The organism is Pseudomonas fluorescens (genome assembly GCF_902497785.1).
GTDB classification, from domain to species: Bacteria; Pseudomonadota; Gammaproteobacteria; order Pseudomonadales; family Pseudomonadaceae; genus Aquipseudomonas; species Aquipseudomonas fluorescens_BO.
Map to the genome: position 1 here is coordinate 191402 of NZ_CABVHK010000006.1, position 16797 is coordinate 208198.

Below are 16797 nucleotides of genomic sequence, written 5' to 3' on the forward strand. Positions count from 1 at the left end.
TTCCTACAAAAACAACCTGCATTTGTCCTATAGACAGAACCCCGACTTCGGCCGATGATTTGCCCCGCAAAACCCACTCACTTGCGAGAAATCATCATGAGCAAAAAGCCATCCCAGCATGGCCCGAACAAGGCCAAATCCATCATCGCCCAGCCACTGTTCCGCAGCCGTCAGGAACGAGCCGGCAAGGGCAAAGGCAGCTACCGCCGCGAAGCCTTCCAGTCTAAAAGCTGGGAGGCTTCTTACTTTCTGGCAGCCTGAAAGGCAAGCCAGCGCTCAACATGTTAAGGTCTGCACCTGATTCGTATTCCCTGGACCCGTGCATGCCCCTTTGTATTTCCCGTCGTTGGCACCTGCGCCAATTGATAGCTGCCTCCAGCCTCGTACTGCTAGTCGCCTGCGCGGAAAAACCGACCGCCGCCGACGCCCAACCGCTTCAGACCCTTCCCGTCGCGACTGCCCCTGCGGTGATTCCGCCCGTGGTGCCGACCGGTGAAAATCTCGACCTGCAGCCGACCCAGACCTTCGCCGAATGGCAGGCCGGCTTCCGTAAGGATGCGCTGGCCGCCGGCATTCGCGCCGATCTGTTCGACCGTGCCTTCGCCAATGTCAGCGTGGACGACAGTGTGATCCGCGCCGACCGCAGCCAGCCGGAATTTTCCCGCCCGGTGTGGGAATACCTCGATGGCGCCCTGTCGCCGCTGCGCGTGCGCAAAGGTCAGACGCTGGTCAACCAGTATGCCGACATCCTGCAAAGCATCGAACAGCGTTACGGCGTCGATCGTCAGGCACTGGTCTCGGTGTGGGGCATGGAGAGTAACTTCGGCCAGTTCCAGGGCAGCAAGTCGGTGATCAACTCCCTCGCGACCCTCGCCTACGAAGGCCGCCGTCCGGGGTTCGCCCACGCGCAATTGATCGCGGCCCTGCAAATCCTGCAACAAGGCGATATCGAACCGGAGAAAATGCTCGGTTCCTGGGCCGGAGCCATGGGCCAGACCCAGTTCATCCCGACCACCTACAACACCCACGCCGTGGACTTCGATGGCGACGGTCGCCGCGACATCTGGGGCAGCCCGGCCGATGCGCTGGCGTCGACGGCGCATTACCTGCAAAGCTCTGGCTGGCAGAAAGGCCAGCCGTGGGGCTTCGAAGTTCAGCTGCCAGGCAGCTTCAACTACGTGCTGGCCGATGGCACGACGCGCAAGAGTGTCGCTGAATGGCTGCAACTGGGCGTCGCCCTGCCCAATGGAGCTCAAGTCCCGCCAGGCTCGGAAAACCTCTCCGCCGCCCTGCTGCTGCCAGCCGGTTATCGCGGCCCGGCGTTCCTGGTGCTCGACAACTTCCGGGCGATCCTCAAGTACAACAACTCGTCGTCCTACGCGTTGGCCGTGAGCCTGTTGTCGGAACGTTTCAGCGGTGCAGGCCTGATCAACGGCGCCTGGCCGAAGGATGATCTGCCGCTGAGCCGTACCGAGCGGATCGAGCTGCAAAACCTGCTAAGCGCGCAGAAATACGACGCGGGCGCTGCGGACGGGATTATCGGCGCCAATACCCGCAAGGCGATCCGCAGCGCGCAGCAGTCGTTTGGCTGGCCGGCGGACGGGTATCCTACGCACAAGCTGCTTGAAGGTTTGCGTAACCGTTAAAAGCAAAAGATCGCAGCCTTCGGCAACTCCTACAGATGTACACCCGTAGGAGCTGCCGAAGGCTGCGATCTTTTGGTCTATCTGATCACCACATCCTGCTCCAACACCAACTCCCTGTTCCCCGCATCCAGCCGCACCAGCGCCCCCATCGGCAACGTCAGGTTCGGATCGCAATGCCCGCTGCGCCACCCGGCCAGCACCGGTATCCGCAGCGGTTCAAAGGTCTGCTTGAGCAAACGCTCCAGCGCTGCCGTCTCCACCCCCGCTATGTCACCTACCAGAACCCCGCGCAGCTTGCACAGCGTCCCCGCCAGTCGCAGGTGAGTCAGCAAGCGGTCAATCCGGTAGAGCGGCTCGTTGATGTCCTCGATGAACAGGATTACGCCCTCGGCATCGATTTCGTACGGTGTGCCCATGGTTGCGGCGATTATCGACAGATTGCCCCCCAGCAAACGCCCGTGAGCGATGCCCGGCTCGAGGGTGGTCAACGGATGGGCGGCCGGGTGCGCCAGCACGCTGCCCGCCTTCACCTGTCCTCTGAGCATGTTGAAAAACGAAGACTCGGTCGGCTTCTGCTTGTCGCCCAACAGATCTGCGTTAAGCAACGGCCCATGGAAGGTCACAAAACCGGCGTAGCGACTGATTGCCAGGTGCAGCGCGGTGATGTCGCTGTAGCCGATGAATGGCTTGGCGTTGTTCTGCAGCAATTCAAAATCGATGCGGTCGAGCAGGCGCGGCGTACCGTAACCGCCGCGCAGGCAAATGATTGCGTCGACCTCGCAATCGGCAAATGCGGCGTGCAGGTCATTGAGCCGCACATCGTCGCTGCCCGCCAGATAACCATCCTGCTGATACACGCCGGGGAAAATCCGTAGCGCGTAACCGCGCGCGCGCATCCAGGCGAGCGCTTTGTCGGTGTTCAGCGGCGCGGGGCCTGCGGGCGCAATAACTCCGATCAACCCTTCCGGGGGCAAGGCCGGAACGGGCTGATGAGGTGACAGTGTGTGGATCGGTCGAACGGTCATCCATGAATCTCCCTGCGCAAAAATCTTCAACACACAGTAGTCAGGAATGCAGACAAACAGAAGAGGGACTACGCCCCCACTGCGTGCAGGAAAAGCCTGCGATTGCCGTAGGCCAGGCAAAAAAATACCCGCGAGACCGAACAAGCCTCGCGGGCATTTCTGACAATCAGCCGATCAGGACGACATCAGCTCGGCTTTAACCAGCTTCGCCTGCTCGTCAGCATGGTACGAAGAACGCACCAGCGGACCGGACGCAACGTTCTTGAAGCCCATTTTGTAACCTTCCTCGGCGAACCAGGCGAAGGTGTCCGGGTGCACGAAACGCTGCACCGGCAAGTGGCTGCGGGACGGTTGCAGGTACTGGCCCAGCGTGAGCATGTCGATGTCGTGTTCGCGCATGCGCTTCATCACTTCGATGACTTCTTCGTCGGTTTCGCCCAAACCGAGCATCAGCCCGGATTTGGTCGGAATGTGCGGCATCATCTGCTTGAAGCGTTGCAGCAGGGTCAGCGACCACTGGTAATCCGAACCCGGACGCGCCGCCTTGTAGAGACGCGGCACGGTTTCCAGGTTGTGGTTGAACACATCCGGCGGCTCAGCGGCGGTGATTTCCAGCGCGACGTCCATGCGGCCACGGTAATCCGGTACCAGGGTTTCGAGCTGCACGTTCGGCGACAGCTTGCGGATCTCGCGGATGCAGTCGGCAAAGTGCTGGGCACCGCCGTCACGCAGGTCGTCGCGGTCAACCGAGGTGATCACCACGTATTTCAGTTTCAGGTCGGCGATGGCGATGGCCAGGCTTTCCGGCTCGTTGACGTCCAGTGGCTTCGGACGGCCATGGCCCACGTCGCAGAACGGGCAGCGACGGGTGCAGATGTCGCCCATGATCATGAAGGTTGCAGTGCCGCCGGAGAAGCATTCCCCAAGGTTCGGGCAGGACGCTTCTTCGCAGACGCTGTGCAGCTTGTGTTTGCGCAGCAGCGCCTTGATGCGGTCGACTTCCGGGGAAACCGGGATGCGTACGCGGATCCAGTCGGGCTTCTTCGGCAGTTCGGTGGTCGGGATGATCTTCACCGGGATGCGTGCAACCTTCTCGGCGCCGCGCAGCTTGACGCCGGCTTCAACCTTGGCACGCGGGGCCGGACGCTCGGTAACATCCAGCGTCGGGATCATGGTTTGCACTGCATCAGTAGTCATATCAGTCGATTCCGCCCGTTAGGGTCGTCTGCTCAGCATAGTCGAGGTGTTTGACGAGCTGCGCGCGCAGCCGGGCACTTACCTCGGCAAATTCAATCGATCCTGCATGGTCGCTCAGCTGGGTCATCGCCAGCCCGGCGTAGCCGCAGGGATTAATCCGTCGAAACGGTTCCAGGTTCATGTCCACGTTCAGGGCCAGGCCATGAAAGGAACAACCGTGGCGGATCCGCAGACCCAGGGAGGCGATTTTCGCCCCGTCGACGTAGACACCCGGCGCATCCGGCTTGGCCGCCGCCGTCACGCCGTAACTGCCCAGCAATTCGATCAGACAGTGTTCCATGCGGGTGACCAGGTCACGCACGCCGAAACCCAGCTTGCGTACATCCAGCAACAGGTAGGCAACCAATTGGCCGGGGCCGTGATAAGTCACCTGGCCACCGCGGTCAACCTGCACCACCGGAATATCGCCCGGTAGCAACAAGTGCTCGGCCTTGCCGGCCTGGCCCTGGGTGAACACCGGCGGGTGCTCGACCAGCCAGATTTCGTCGGCGGCATCGCTGCCGCGTTCGTTGGTGAAGCGTTGCATGGCATGCCAGACCGGCTCGTAAGCCATCTGGCCGAGTTCGCGAAAGCCCAGCCTGCCAGACATCACAGCACCATGTGCACGAAACCGGTAGCCCGCAACTCGCTGTTGATGTCGTACAGCTGCTCTTGACCGGTGGCGATGATGTGCAACTGGATGGTGGTGTACTTGCCGTTGGTACTCTGGCGCTCGGCCAGGGTCTTGTGGTCAACGGTCGCGTGTTTCTCAAGGATCGCGATGATCCTGTCCTTGAAACCCACGCCGGTGTCGCCGATCACCTTGATCGGGTAATCCGCGCAGGGAAATTCGATTTTTGGCGCCTTTACTTCGGTGTCTGTCATGGCGTAACGGCCTCGTAAGCCGTGGCAACGGACATGGCCCCGTTCCGATGGGAACGGGGCCATGCGAGTCCACACTAATTCAGTTGAACAAGCCGTAGAAGAATAGACGGATGCTATCCCACATGCGACGGAAGATACCACCCTCGTCGACCGCGTCCAGAGCGATCAGGTCGGCACTGTGCACCACCTTGTCTTCCAGTTTCACTTCGACTTTACCGATCACGTCGCCCTTGGCGATTGGCGCGATCAGTTGTGGGTTCATGGTCATGCTGGCAGCGAGCTTTTTCAGCTGGCCTTTTGGCAGAGTCATGGTCAGGTCTTGAGCCAGGCCGGCCTTGACCTGGTTGGTGGTGCCTTTCCAGACAGGGGCCTGAGCCAGCTCGGCGCCTTTCTGATAGAAGGTCTGGGTTTCAAAGAAACGGAAACCGTAAGTCAGCAGCTTCTGGGTTTCGGACGCACGAGCGACTTCACTGTTGGTGCCGAACACCACGGCGATCAGGCGCATGCCATCACGTACAGCCGAAGACACCATGCAGTAGCCGGCTTCGTCGGTGTGGCCGGTTTTCAGACCGTCAACGGTCTTGTCGCGCCACAGCAGCAGGTTACGGTTAGGTTGCTTGATACCGTTCCAGAAGAACTCTTTCTGCGAGTAGATCGCATAGTGAGCCGGGTCTTCGTGGATGATTGCGCGAGCCAGCACGGCCATGTCGTGAGCCGACGAGTAGTGCTCAGGGTTCGGCAGACCGGTCGGGTTCATGAAGTGGCTGTTGGTCATGCCCAGGTCGGCCACGGTTTTGTTCATCATGTCGGCGAAGGCGTCTTCGCTGCCGGCGATGTGCTCGGCAAGCGCAACGCTGGCGTCGTTACCTGACTGAATGATGATGCCGTGCAGCAGATCGCTGACCGTCACCTGCGTGCCGACCTTGATGAACATCCGCGAGCCGCCGGTACGCCAGGCGTTTTCGCTGACGGTCACCGGGTCGTTTTCGCCAATCTGGCCACGACGGATTTCCAGGGTCGCGAGGTACGCGGTCATCAGTTTGGTCAGGCTGGCCGGCGGCAGACGCTGGTCACCGTTGTTCTCCACCAGCACGTTGCCGCTGCTGGCATCCATGAGCACGTAGGCTTTGGCGGCCAGTTGTGGCGGCGACGGCATCATCTCGACCGCGAAAGCGGCTGGCGAAAGGAGCAGCGGTACTAGAAGGCACAGGCGTTTGGCAAAGGTGGTGATGTTCATCCGTCTCTCGAAATCGCTAATGGAAACTGCCCGAAGGCAAAACTAATCTAGATGGTTTTCTATCGAACCATCGCGTGTTCAGTCGTTCACTCAGAACCCTTGCCGGGCTTTTGTTCTTCAACGAGCCAACAACCAGGTCCACCCCCCAAAACCGCAAGTGAACCTTCAATCAAGTCTTACGTATTACTCGGCAGTGACCACGCTCGGCGAACCGAGATTGGCCAGGCGCACGCTGTTCTGCACTTGCTGGATTTCACCCGGCGAGCCGATCGGCCCCAGGCGAACCCGATGCAGGGTTTGTTGATTGCGCACGATCGAGCTGATGAACACCGGAGCGCTCACCATCCCGCTCAGCTTCGATCTCAGGAGTTCTGCAGCGTCCGGGTTGGCGAACGCGCCCACCTGCAGATACTGGCCAGACGCTGGTGCAGAAGCGTTTTTTTTTGCATCGATCTGCAAAGGCACGACGGCCGCGGCGTGTTGCTGCGGCGGAGGCGTCCATTGCTCGACGGTGCCGGCGGACGCGGTGATGGTCGGCGCGGTGTTCTGCGCAACTTGCGGCTCGTTGAGCATCAGCGGCGCCGGACGTCCTTTGGCCGCCCACCATTGCTGAGGGTCGATGCCTTCAACCTTGACCCGCGCGGTGCCGGTTTCGGCATAGCCGAGCTTTTTGGCTGCCGCATACGACAAATCGATAATGCGATCCGAGTAGAACGGCCCGCGATCGTTGACCCGCAAAATCACCGACTTGTTATTGTCCAGGTTGGTCACCCGAACGTAACTTGGCAATGGCAAGGTCTTGTGGGCGGCGCTCATGCCGTACAGGTCGTACACCTCGCCGTTGGCGGTGTTCTGGCCATGGAACTTGGTGCCGTACCACGACGCCGTACCTGAGGCGACATAGGTCTTGGACTCTTGAATCGGGAAGTAGGTCTTGCCCAGCACTGTGTATGGGTTGGCCTTGTAAGGACCGGTGTGCAGGGTCGGCGTGGCGTCCGGGATGCGCGATACGTCGACGTCCCACCACGGCGCGCCATCTTTGTGGGCGCGGTTGATGTCCAGCCCCGGCGTAGCACGCACGGCGGTGGATGAAGATTTCTGAGCCGGCGCGCGGCTGGTCGAACAACTGGCGACCAGCACAGCCAACGCGGCGAATGCCATCAGCTTCAGGGGTTTATTCATAGGCAATGCCCGCATTACTTGACGCCCCGTGCTTGGACCAGCTGTTCAGACAGTTGATGTACGGCCATGGCGTACATCACGCTGCGGTTATAACGCGTGATTGCGTAAAAATTCGTCAGGCCCATCCAGTACTCAGGGCCATTGTCACCTTCCAGGCGGAATGCCGTGACCGGCATATCATCGCGCAGCGCATCATGACTTGACCACCCCAACGCCCGCAACTCCCCGACGGTTTTAGTCGGTTCGATGCCCGTGGTCAAACCCTCGTCGACCTGCTCGCCACGCGCGTCGGCGCGGCTGACCACCGGCTCGCCGGCCACCCAGCCGTGACGCTTGAAGTAGCTGGCGACGCTGCCGATGGCATCGTCCGGATTGGTCCAGATATTAATGTGGCCGTCCCCGTCGAAGTCCACCGCGTAGGCGCGAAAACTGCTCGGCATGAACTGCGGCAGGCCCATGGCCCCGGCGTACGAGCCTTTGAGGGTCAATGGATCGACCTGCTCTTCACGCGCCAGTAGCAGAAACTCACGCAATTCCTTGCGGAAGAATTCGGCACGGGGAGGATAGTCGAAACCCAGGGTCGACAAGGCGTCGATCACCCGGAAATTACCGGTATTGCGGCCGAAAAAGGTTTCAACGCCGATGATCGACACGATCACCTGCGCCGGCACGCCGTATTCCTGCTCCGCACGCGCCAGCACCGCCTCGTGCTGACGCCAGAAGTCCACGCCGCGGGCAATACGCGCGTCGGTGATGAACATCGGGCGGTACTCGTTCCACTGCTTGACCCGTTCGGCGGGTTTCGAGATCGCGTCCAGAATCGACTGCTTGCGCTCGGCTTCGCGGAACACGCCCATCAGCTGTTCACCGGCGAAACCGTAGTCGCGGGTCATTTCACCGACGAAACCGGCCACCTGGGGTGAGCCTTCGTAATCGCCGGCCAACGCGTCCTGCGCTGTGCCAAGGATGCTTACCAGGCCGACCCACGGCGCGTATCGAGTCGCCCAGCCACGCATTACTTGCATTGAACTCTTCACCTTATTCAAACCTGTGCGATCCACTTACGATGGGTATGGATCGACATCAAAACCCCAAACGCTGACAGCAGCGTCACCAGCGAAGTTCCTCCGTAGCTAATGAACGGCAACGGCACCCCCACAACCGGCAACAGGCCACTGACCATACCGATGTTGACGAAAACGTAAACAAAAAACGTCATGGTCAGGGCGCCCGCGAGCAATTTACCGAACAATGTCTGGGCCTGAGCGGTAATCACCAGCCCGCGACCGATCAACAGCAGGTAAATCAGCAGCAGTGCGCAGATACCGACGAGGCCGAACTCTTCGCCCATCACCGCAATAATAAAGTCGGTGTGGCTTTCCGGCAGAAAGTCGAGGTGCGACTGAGTACCCAACAACCAGCCCTTGCCGAACACGCCGCCGGAACCGATAGCGGCTTTCGACTGGATGATGTTCCAGCCGGTGCCGAGCGGATCGCTTTCGGGGTCGAGAAAGGTCAGGACGCGCTGTTTTTGGTAATCGTGCATGACGAAGTACCACATCGCGATCGCCACCGGGACCGCCGCCGCCAGCACACTGACAATCCAGCGCCAGCGCAGCCCGCCCATGAACAGCACAAACGCGCCGCCCGCCAGAATCAGCAAAGAGGTGCCGAGGTCTGGCTGGCGCACGATCAGAATGAATGGCAAGCCGATCAGAAACAGGCTGACACCCACATGCTTGAGCTGCGGCGGCAGGGTGCGTTTGGACAAATACCAGGCAATCGTCGCCGGCATCAGAATCTTCATGAACTCCGAAGGCTGGAAGCGGATCACCCCGGGAATGTTGATCCAGCGCGTCGCCCCCATGGCGTTGTGACCCATAATGTCGACGACGACCAGCAGCAGCACGCCGACCACATAACCGACCGGCACCCAGCGGGCCATGAACCGTGGTTCGAATTGGGCAATGACGATCATCGACACCAGACCAATGCCGAACGACGTGGCTTGCTTGGCCAGCAGGTCCCAGCTCTTGCCGCTGGCCGAATACAGCACAAACAGGCTGCCAGCGGCGAGGGTCAGCAGCAGGATCAGCAACGGGCCGTCGATGTGCATGCGTTGCAACAGCGTCGCACGGCGACGCATCACATCCTCACTGGAAAGGATGCGATCGAAATTACTCTTCACGGGCCGTAGCCTCCGCACTGATAGGGCTGGCGTATTCGGCTTTCAAATGACCTTGCTGGTCGAGGAGCCAGGCGTCCATGATTTGACGCACCACGGGCGCTGCGACACCGGAACCGGACTCGCCGTTCTCGACCATCACCGACACCACGATTTTCGGGCTGTCGGCCGGCGCGAAGCCAACGAACAGGGCGTGGTCGCGATGGCGTTCCTGAACTTTGGAGCGGTCGTACTTCTCGCCCTGCTTGATCGCGACCACCTGGGCCGTGCCGCTTTTGCCGGCGATGCGGTATTGCGCGCCGATTGCCGCCTTGCGCGCCGTACCGCGAGCGCCGTGCATGACCTGCTGCATACCGTGATTGACCCTGGTCCAGTCGGACGGGTCGCGCAGGATGATGTCCGGCATCGGGTTGTCATCCTTGGGCTTTTCACCCTCGACGGTCTTGGCCAGGTGCGGACGGTTCCACACCCCTTTGTTGGCCACCAGTGCCGTGGCCTGGGCCAACTGCAATGGCGTGGATTGCATGTAGCCCTGACCGATCCCGAGGATCAGCGTTTCACCCGGGAACCAGGCCTGACGACGGGTCGCGCGCTTCCACTCGCGGGTCGGCATCAGCCCCGGCGACTCTTCGAACATATCCAGCGAAACCTTCTGGCCGATGCCGAATTTGCTCATGTACGCCGACAGCCGATCAATCCCCAGTTTGTGCGCCAGGTCATAGAAGTAGGTATCGTTGGAACGCATGATCGCCGTGTCCAGATCAACATAGCCGTCACCGGTGCGGTTCCAGTTACGGTACTTGTGGTCGTAATTGGGCAGCTGGTAATAGCCCGGATCGTAAACCCGGCTCGACGCCGTCACGACGCCCGCATCCAGGCCGGCAATCGCCACCGCCGGCTTGATCGTCGAACCCGGCGGGTACAAACCACGCAGCACGCGGTTGAACAGCGGCCGGTCGATGGAATCGCGCAGCTCGGCATATGCCTTGAAGCTGATGCCGGTGACGAACAGGTTCGGATCGAAACTCGGCTGGCTGACCATGGCCAATACTTCGCCGGTGGCCGGATCCAGCGCCACCACCGCACCACGACGACCGCCGAGTGCCGCTTCGGCCGCTTCCTGCAATTTGATGTCCAGGCTCAGGACGATGTCCTTGCCGGGAATCGGATCGGTACGCTTGAGCACCCGCAACACGCGGCCTCGAGCGTTGGTTTCGACTTCTTCGTAACCCACCTGACCGTGTAGCTCGGGCTCGTAGAAACGCTCGATGCCGGTCTTGCCGATGTGGTGAGTGCCGCTGTAATTGACCGGATCGAGGGATTTCAGCTCTTTCTCGTTGATCCGCCCCATGTAACCCACCGAGTGCGCAAAGTGCGCGCCCTGCGGGTAATGCCGCACCAGTTGCGCGACCACTTCCACGCCTGGCAGCCGGAACTGGTTTACCGCGATGCGGGCGATCTGCTCTTCAGTCAGCTCGAACAGGATCGGCACCGGCTCGAATGGCCGACGGCCCTGACGCATGCGTTTCTCGAAGATCACTCGATCTTCGGGCGTCAGCTCCAGCACTTCGACAATCACGTCGAGCACTTGCTGCCAGTCGCCGGAGCGTTCGCGAGTCATGCTCAGGCTGAAGCTCGGCCGGTTATCGGCCACCACCACGCCATTGCGGTCGAAAATCAACCCGCGGGTCGGCGGAATCGGTTGCACATGGACGCGGTTGTTTTCCGACAGGGTCGAGTGGTACTCGTACTGGATCACCTGGAGGAAATACAGCCGCGCGATCAGCACGGCGATCAGCAGCACCACCGCAATAGCCCCGAACACGACGCGGCCACGCACCAGACGGGCGTCTTTTTCGTGGTCCTTGATGCGGATCGGCTGGGACATGAGGGCAGAACTACTTGTGGTAAGGGTGGCCGGACAGAACTGTCCAGGCACGGTACAGCTGTTCGCCGATCAGAATCCGCACCAGCGGGTGGGGCAACGTCAATGGCGACAACGACCAGCGCTGATCGGCCCGCGCACAGACTTCCGGCGCCAGCCCTTCGGGGCCGCCGACCATGAAGTTCACCGTGCGCGAATCGAGACGCCAGCGATCGAGTTCGACCGCCAACTGCTCGGTGCTCCAGGGCTTGCCGTGGACTTCGAGGGTGACAACCCGCTCGTTCGGCCCGACCTTGGCCAGCATGGCTTCGCCTTCCTGACGGATGAAGCGCGCCACGTCGGCGTTCTTGCCCCGGGTGTTGAGCGGTATTTCCACCAGTTCCAGCGCCAGCTCGGACGGAAGACGCTTGGCATACTCATGCCAGCCTTCTTCCACCCATTTGGGCATGCGTGAACCGACGGCGATCAGTCGCAGTCGCACAGCGGGCCCTTACTGCTGGTCTTTGTTGAGCTTGGTGAAATGCTCATGGGTGTTTTCCGGGCTGTGATGCGCGGCGCTCGCCGAACGGCTCTGCTCGGCACCGGCCCACAGGCGTTCCAGGTCGTAGAACTGGCGCGCCGAGGCCGTCATCATGTGCACGATCACGTCGTCCATATCCAGCAGGACCCAGTCGCTGTCGCCCTTGCCTTCTTCACCCAGTGGCTTGACGCCCTGGGCTTTGACGGCTTCGCGAACCTTGTCCAGCATCGCGCCGATCTGGCGGTTGGAGGTACCGGTTGCGATGATCATGAAGTCAGTGATGCTCTGCTTTTCACGAACGTCGATGACCTGAATGTCCTGGGCCTTGACGTCTTCCAGGGCGGCTACGGCAACCTTGACCAGTTCTGCGCCGACCAGCTCAGGGCCGGTTGGCGCTTCCACTGGCAGCGGGGCGCTCTTGAATGTGCCTTTGCGCTTAACTTTAGCTACGTCTTTGTCAGTCATATAAAACTCGTTTTGCTCGTATGTTCGGGCGCTTCGCTACACGCATTCACGTGCCTTGAAGCGCACCCTTTTTCAGTTCGACGCACGGTAAAGTCCGTGCGCATCGATGTAGGCCAGGACCGCGTCGGGCACCAGGAAACGTACCGACTTACCGCTGGCCAGCAGTTGACGGATCTGGGTGGCGGATACCGCGAGCGGCGTCTGCCAGACGAATGCAATCTGTCCGCTCGGCCCTTTGAGGGCCAGCGGGTCGCTCACCGAGCGCGCTGCCAGCAGGTTGCGCAAGGCATCCGGCGGTTCGCTGTCGGCATCCGGGCGTTGCAGCACCAGGATGTGGCAATGCTGGAGCAACTCTTCCCAGCGGTGCCAAGTGGGCAGGCCGCAAAATGCGTCCCAGCCCAAAAGTAGAAAAACCTGGTCTTCAGCGGCCAGTTCGGCGCGCATCAGCTCCAGGGTGTCGATGGTGTAGGACGGCTTGTCCCGCTGCAATTCGCGGGCGTCCACTACCAGCGGCGCCACACCGGCCACCGCGCACTCGACCATCGCCAGACGGTCCTTCGCCGACACCTGCGGCGTACCGCGATGCGGCGGCCTGGCACTCGGCGTCAGACGCAACTCGTCCAGCGCCAGCGATTCGGCAACTTCCAGCGCACCGCGCAAATGGCCGATGTGCACCGGGTCGAACGTCCCGCCCAACATGCCGATACGTCGGGGCGCAGGTTCGGAGGCGGTGTCCCGGGCCGACGCGTTAAGGTCGCCCAAGTCAGACCGACGCCTGGCCGCGCAACTGGCCATCACCGACCACGATGTACTTCTCGCAGGTCAGGCCTTCGAGGCCCACCGGGCCGCGGGCGTGCAGCTTATCAGTAGAAATGCCAATCTCGGCACCCAATCCGTATTCGAAGCCATCGGCGAAGCACGTCGGGGTGTTGATCATCACCGACGCCGAATCGACTTCCGCGACAAAACGCCGGGTGTCTGCAAGGTTTTCGCTGACAATCGAATCGGTGTGATGGGAGCCGTACTGGTTGATGTGCTCGATGGCCTGGTCCAGCCCGTCGACCACGCGGATCGACAGGATCGGCGCCAGGTATTCGGTGTTCCAGTCTTCTTCAGTCGCGGCTACCGCATCGATAATCAAACGGGTGCGCTCGCAGCCACGCAGTTCGACGCCTTTTTCGCGGAACTGTGTCGCCATCGACGGCAGGAAATCCTTGGCAACGGCTTGATCCACCAGCAACGTTTCCATCGCACCGCAGATGCCATAACGATAAGTCTTGGCATTGAAGGCGATGCGTCGGGCTTTCGGCAGATCGGCGTGGGCGCCGACGTACACGTGGCAGATGCCGTCCAGGTGCTTGATCACCGGAACGCGCGCGTCACGGCTGACCCGTTCGATCAGGCCACGGCCGCCACGCGGGACGATGACATCGACGTATTCAGGCATGGTGATCAGCGCGCCAACGGCAGCACGATCCGTGGTTTCGACCACTTGCACCACGGCCGCCGGCAGATCGGCCTCGGCCAGACCGCGCTGGATGCAGGCCGCAATGGCCCGATTGGAATGAATGGCCTCGGAACCACCGCGCAGAATGGTCGCATTGCCCGACTTCAGGCACAGGCTGGCGGCATCGATGGTCACGTTGGGCCGGGATTCGTAAATGATCCCGATCACGCCCAATGGAACTCGCATCTTGCCGACCTGAATCCCCGACGGACGGAAGCTCATGTCACGAATCGCGCCGACCGGGTCCGGCAAGGCGGCCACCTGACGCAGGCCGACGATCATGCCGTCGATACGCTCTGGCGTCAGCGCCAGACGTTCCAGCAAAGCAGGCTCAAGACCACTGGCGCGGCCGGCCGCCAAATCCAGCTCGTTGGCGGCAGTCAGCTCGGCGCGTGCAGCGTCCAGCGCATTGGCAGCCGCCTGCAAAGCGCGGTTTTTCTGCGCGGTGCTGGCACGGCCGATAACGCGGGAAGCTTCGCGGGCAGCGCGACCCAGGCGGGTCATGTAGTCGAGAACGGACTCAGTCATGGTCTGTGGTGGTCTTTGCTCAGGTCTTGGTAAAGAGTAAAGCGGCAGATTATAGCTGCCGCGTCCCTCGACTAACAGCGGTGACGGGCGGATGGTCGAAATCGGAGGCAATTTGCCGACGTTCAGCCGTGATTAAGCTGCAAATTGTTATCATCGCGATTCAATCAGCCCTGACAAACGCCGTTCATCATGTCCAATCTGACTGTACGTGCGCCCGCTGCGAGCCTGCCCACCGGCCTCCCGGACGCTTTTTTCGACCGCGACGCGCAGACTCTGGCCCGTGATTTACTGGGCAAGGTGATTCGTCACCGGGTCGGCGAGTTGTGGCTCAGCGCCAGAATTATCGAGACCGAAGCTTATTACTTTGAGGAAAAAGGCAGCCACGCCTCCCTCGGTTACACAGAAAAGCGTAAGGCTTTGTTTCTGGATGGCGGCCACATCTATATGTATTACGCCCGGGGTGGCGATTCGCTGAACTTCAGCGCTCAAGGGCCGGGTAATGCGGTATTGATCAAATCTGCCTATCCCTGGGTCGATGAACTGAGCGGGCCGGCGAGTCTGGCGCAGATGCTGCTGAACAACCCTGACGCTCAAGGCCGCCCTCGCCCGTCGCAAAAGCTTTGCGCCGGGCAAACATTGCTGTGCAAGGCGCTGGGTTTGAAGGTGCCGGTCTGGGACGCCAAGCGCTTCGATCATGAGTTGTTGCTGGTGGAGGATGTCGGTCCGGCACCGGGCCACATCATCCAGACCACCCGCCTGGGCATTCCCCAGGGGCGCGATGAACATTTGATGTACCGCTTTGTCGACGCCGCGTACGCCCCGTATTGCACGCGGAACCCGCTGCGACGGGGGCAGGTCGAAGGGCGGGATTATTTTTTGCTGTAAACACAATCTCCCGTAGGAGCTGCCGAAGGCTGCGATCTTTTGCTTTTGAAAGGATCAAGATCAAACGATCGCAGCCTTCGGCAGCTCCTACGGTTTAACGGACAATGATGGAGTTGTTTTTATGGGCCCATGGCTCGATAGCATGACCGGATGGCTGGCGGCAAACCCGCAATGGCTGGCCGCGGCGGTGTTTGCAGTGGCCTTCGTCGAGTGCCTGGCGATTGCCGGGCTGATCGTGCCCGGCACGGTGTTGTTGTTTGCCGTCGCGGTCCTGGCCGGCAGCGGTGCTTTGTCGTTGAGCGAAACACTGTTGCTGGGATTCGTCGCTGGCGTGCTGGGGGATATCGTCTCCTACTTCATCGGGCGACATTTCCATCAGAACATCCGGCGCCTGCCCGGCCTGCGCCATCATCCGGAATGGATCGGTAGCGCCGAGGCGTATTTCCAGCGCTACGGCATCGCCAGCCTGCTGGTCGGGCGCTTCATCGGGCCTTTGCGGCCGATGCTGCCGATGGTCGCCGGGATGTTCGACATGCCGTTCCCGCGCTTCGTCGCTGTCAGCCTGCTCGCCGCCGCCGGTTGGAGCGTCGCCTATCTACTGCCCGGCTGGGCCACGGGCGCGGCTATTCGTTTGCCGCTGCCAGACGGTTTCTGGCCTGAAGCCGGGATCGTCGCCGGCAGCATTGCGGTGATGGTGGCCCTGAGCGCGACCAGCAGCCTGCGTCGTCATCGCAAAGCGACCATCGTCATTGCCGGCATGAGCTTTCTGATTCTCGCGGGACTGTTTATCGGCTACCCGCACCTCACGGCCCTCGATCAGGGGGTCATGACGCTGGTTCAGGAACACCGCAGCCCGACGCTGGATGAAGTGGCGGTGACCTTCACGCTGATCGGCGAGTTCCGCAACATGCTGCTGTTCAGCGCACTGCTGACCACTTTGCTGCTGATCACCCGACAATGGCGACAGGCGGTTTTCGCTGGCAGCACGCTGCTGTGCACCGCCCTCGCCAACACCTACACCAAACAGTTTTTTGCCCGCGTGCGCCCGGAAGTATTGAGTGACCCGCTGGTGAGCTACAGCATGCCCAGCGGTCACGCTTCGGGGGCTTTCGCGCTGTTTCTGACATTGGCGGTGCTGGCCGGCCGCGGCCAACCTCCGCGCATGCGCCTGACCTGGGTATTCGTAGCCTGCCTGCCGGCGCTGGCGATTGCGTTGTCGCGCGTCTACCTCGGTGCACACTGGCCGACGGACATTGTCGCCGGCGCGATGCTGGCGGCGTGTTTCTGTGCTGCGACGCTGGGGCTGATTCAACGACAGGCGCCACTCAGTGCCATGCCACCGAGGATTTGGTGGCTGGTAATACCGGCCATGGTGGCGTTGTTCAGTTTCTTTGCGTTGCGGCACTTGCCGCATGCGATGTTGCGGTATGCGTACTAGCCAGTCAGCTCACCCAAGGTCAAATTTGTCTAATTGATTTTGCACTAGCGGCTCGTACGAGCAAGGGCGTTCAATCGAGCGCCCCTGTCCAATGGCAATCTCTCTGACTGTAAACTTTTCAACATGAAAGAAGTGCACATTCGCCACGGAACTTATCATTGCGACATTCGAAG

General features: G+C 61.0%; 17 protein-coding genes. 4 read left to right on the forward strand and 13 right to left on the reverse strand.

What is annotated here, in order from left to right; genetic code table 11:
- Nucleotides 1-96: 96 nt before the first annotated feature.
- Entirely contained in the window at nucleotides 97-261 is a 165-nt protein-coding gene (arfA, locus tag F8N62_RS11115; protein WP_150711003.1) for an alternative ribosome rescue factor ArfA, read from the forward strand.
- Nucleotides 262-323: 62 nt separating this feature from the next.
- Nucleotides 324-1646: a lytic murein transglycosylase gene (locus tag F8N62_RS11120; RefSeq protein ID WP_150711004.1), complete on the forward strand. Its 1323-nt coding sequence runs from the start codon at nucleotides 324-326 to the stop codon at nucleotides 1644-1646.
- Nucleotides 1647-1723: 77 nt separating this feature from the next.
- On the opposite strand, the gene F8N62_RS11125 is transcribed toward F8N62_RS11120, so the two are convergent.
- From F8N62_RS11125 to F8N62_RS11185, 13 genes are all read right to left on the reverse strand, one after another.
- Nucleotides 1724-2671 carry a S66 peptidase family protein gene (locus tag F8N62_RS11125; RefSeq protein ID WP_150711005.1) on the reverse strand — a complete coding sequence of 316 codons (948 nt, stop codon included), beginning with the start codon at nucleotides 2669-2671 and terminating at the stop codon, nucleotides 1724-1726.
- Between the two features lie 174 nt (nucleotides 2672-2845).
- A complete protein-coding gene (gene lipA / locus F8N62_RS11130; RefSeq protein ID WP_007946663.1) occupies nucleotides 2846-3868 on the reverse strand; it encodes a lipoyl synthase in 1023 nt (340 codons plus the stop codon).
- Between the two features lies 1 nt (nucleotide 3869).
- A complete protein-coding gene (gene lipB / locus F8N62_RS11135) occupies nucleotides 3870-4517 on the reverse strand; it encodes a lipoyl(octanoyl) transferase LipB (protein WP_150711006.1) in 648 nt (215 codons plus the stop codon).
- Entirely contained in the window at nucleotides 4517-4792 is a 276-nt protein-coding gene (locus F8N62_RS11140; protein ID WP_150711007.1) for a DUF493 domain-containing protein, read from the reverse strand. Before F8N62_RS11140 ends, lipB begins: the two co-directional genes overlap by 1 nt.
- 79 nt (nucleotides 4793-4871) lie before the next feature.
- The gene (locus F8N62_RS11145; protein ID WP_150711008.1) at nucleotides 4872-6029 is read right to left on the reverse strand and encodes a D-alanyl-D-alanine carboxypeptidase family protein; all 1158 of its coding nucleotides are present in this window, start codon (nucleotides 6027-6029) and stop codon (nucleotides 4872-4874) included.
- Between the two features lie 183 nt (nucleotides 6030-6212).
- Nucleotides 6213-7226 carry a septal ring lytic transglycosylase RlpA family protein gene (locus tag F8N62_RS11150; RefSeq protein ID WP_150711009.1) on the reverse strand — a complete coding sequence of 338 codons (1014 nt, stop codon included), beginning with the start codon at nucleotides 7224-7226 and terminating at the stop codon, nucleotides 6213-6215.
- On the reverse strand, nucleotides 7226-8236 hold the full coding sequence (gene mltB / locus F8N62_RS11155) for a lytic murein transglycosylase B (protein WP_150711010.1): 1011 nt from the start codon (nucleotides 8234-8236) through the stop codon (nucleotides 7226-7228). Before mltB ends, F8N62_RS11150 begins: the two co-directional genes overlap by 1 nt.
- Before the next feature lie 17 nt (nucleotides 8237-8253).
- On the reverse strand, nucleotides 8254-9357 hold the full coding sequence (gene rodA / locus F8N62_RS11160) for a rod shape-determining protein RodA (RefSeq protein ID WP_191632376.1): 1104 nt from the start codon (nucleotides 9355-9357) through the stop codon (nucleotides 8254-8256).
- A gap of 31 nt (nucleotides 9358-9388) precedes the next feature.
- Nucleotides 9389-11284: a penicillin-binding protein 2 gene (gene mrdA, locus F8N62_RS11165; RefSeq protein WP_150711012.1), complete on the reverse strand. Its 1896-nt coding sequence runs from the start codon at nucleotides 11282-11284 to the stop codon at nucleotides 9389-9391.
- A 10-nt stretch (nucleotides 11285-11294) separates the two neighbouring features.
- Nucleotides 11295-11762 (reverse strand): 23S rRNA (pseudouridine(1915)-N(3))-methyltransferase RlmH, encoded by a 468-nt coding sequence (rlmH, locus tag F8N62_RS11170; RefSeq protein WP_007937439.1) that lies wholly within the window; start codon nucleotides 11760-11762, stop codon nucleotides 11295-11297.
- Nucleotides 11763-11771: 9 nt separating this feature from the next.
- Nucleotides 11772-12266, reverse strand: a complete 495-nt coding sequence (gene rsfS, locus F8N62_RS11175) for a ribosome silencing factor (RefSeq protein ID WP_150711013.1) — start codon at nucleotides 12264-12266, stop codon at nucleotides 11772-11774.
- 72 nt (nucleotides 12267-12338) lie between these two features.
- Nucleotides 12339-13061: a nicotinate-nucleotide adenylyltransferase gene (gene nadD / locus F8N62_RS11180; protein ID WP_150711014.1), complete on the reverse strand. Its 723-nt coding sequence runs from the start codon at nucleotides 13059-13061 to the stop codon at nucleotides 12339-12341.
- Complete coding sequence (locus tag F8N62_RS11185; protein ID WP_150711015.1) at nucleotides 13030-14301, reverse strand: glutamate-5-semialdehyde dehydrogenase; 1272 nt, start codon at nucleotides 14299-14301, stop codon at nucleotides 13030-13032. The genes nadD and F8N62_RS11185 overlap by 32 nt, the downstream gene beginning before the upstream one ends.
- A 189-nt stretch (nucleotides 14302-14490) precedes the next feature.
- Between F8N62_RS11185 and F8N62_RS11190 the strand changes: the two genes are divergently transcribed.
- Complete coding sequence (locus F8N62_RS11190; protein WP_150711016.1) at nucleotides 14491-15186, forward strand: DNA-3-methyladenine glycosylase; 696 nt, start codon at nucleotides 14491-14493, stop codon at nucleotides 15184-15186.
- A gap of 121 nt (nucleotides 15187-15307) precedes the next feature.
- Nucleotides 15308-16624 (forward strand): bifunctional DedA family/phosphatase PAP2 family protein, encoded by a 1317-nt coding sequence (locus F8N62_RS11195; RefSeq protein ID WP_150711017.1) that lies wholly within the window; start codon nucleotides 15308-15310, stop codon nucleotides 16622-16624.
- Nucleotides 16625-16797 lie beyond the last annotated feature (173 nt).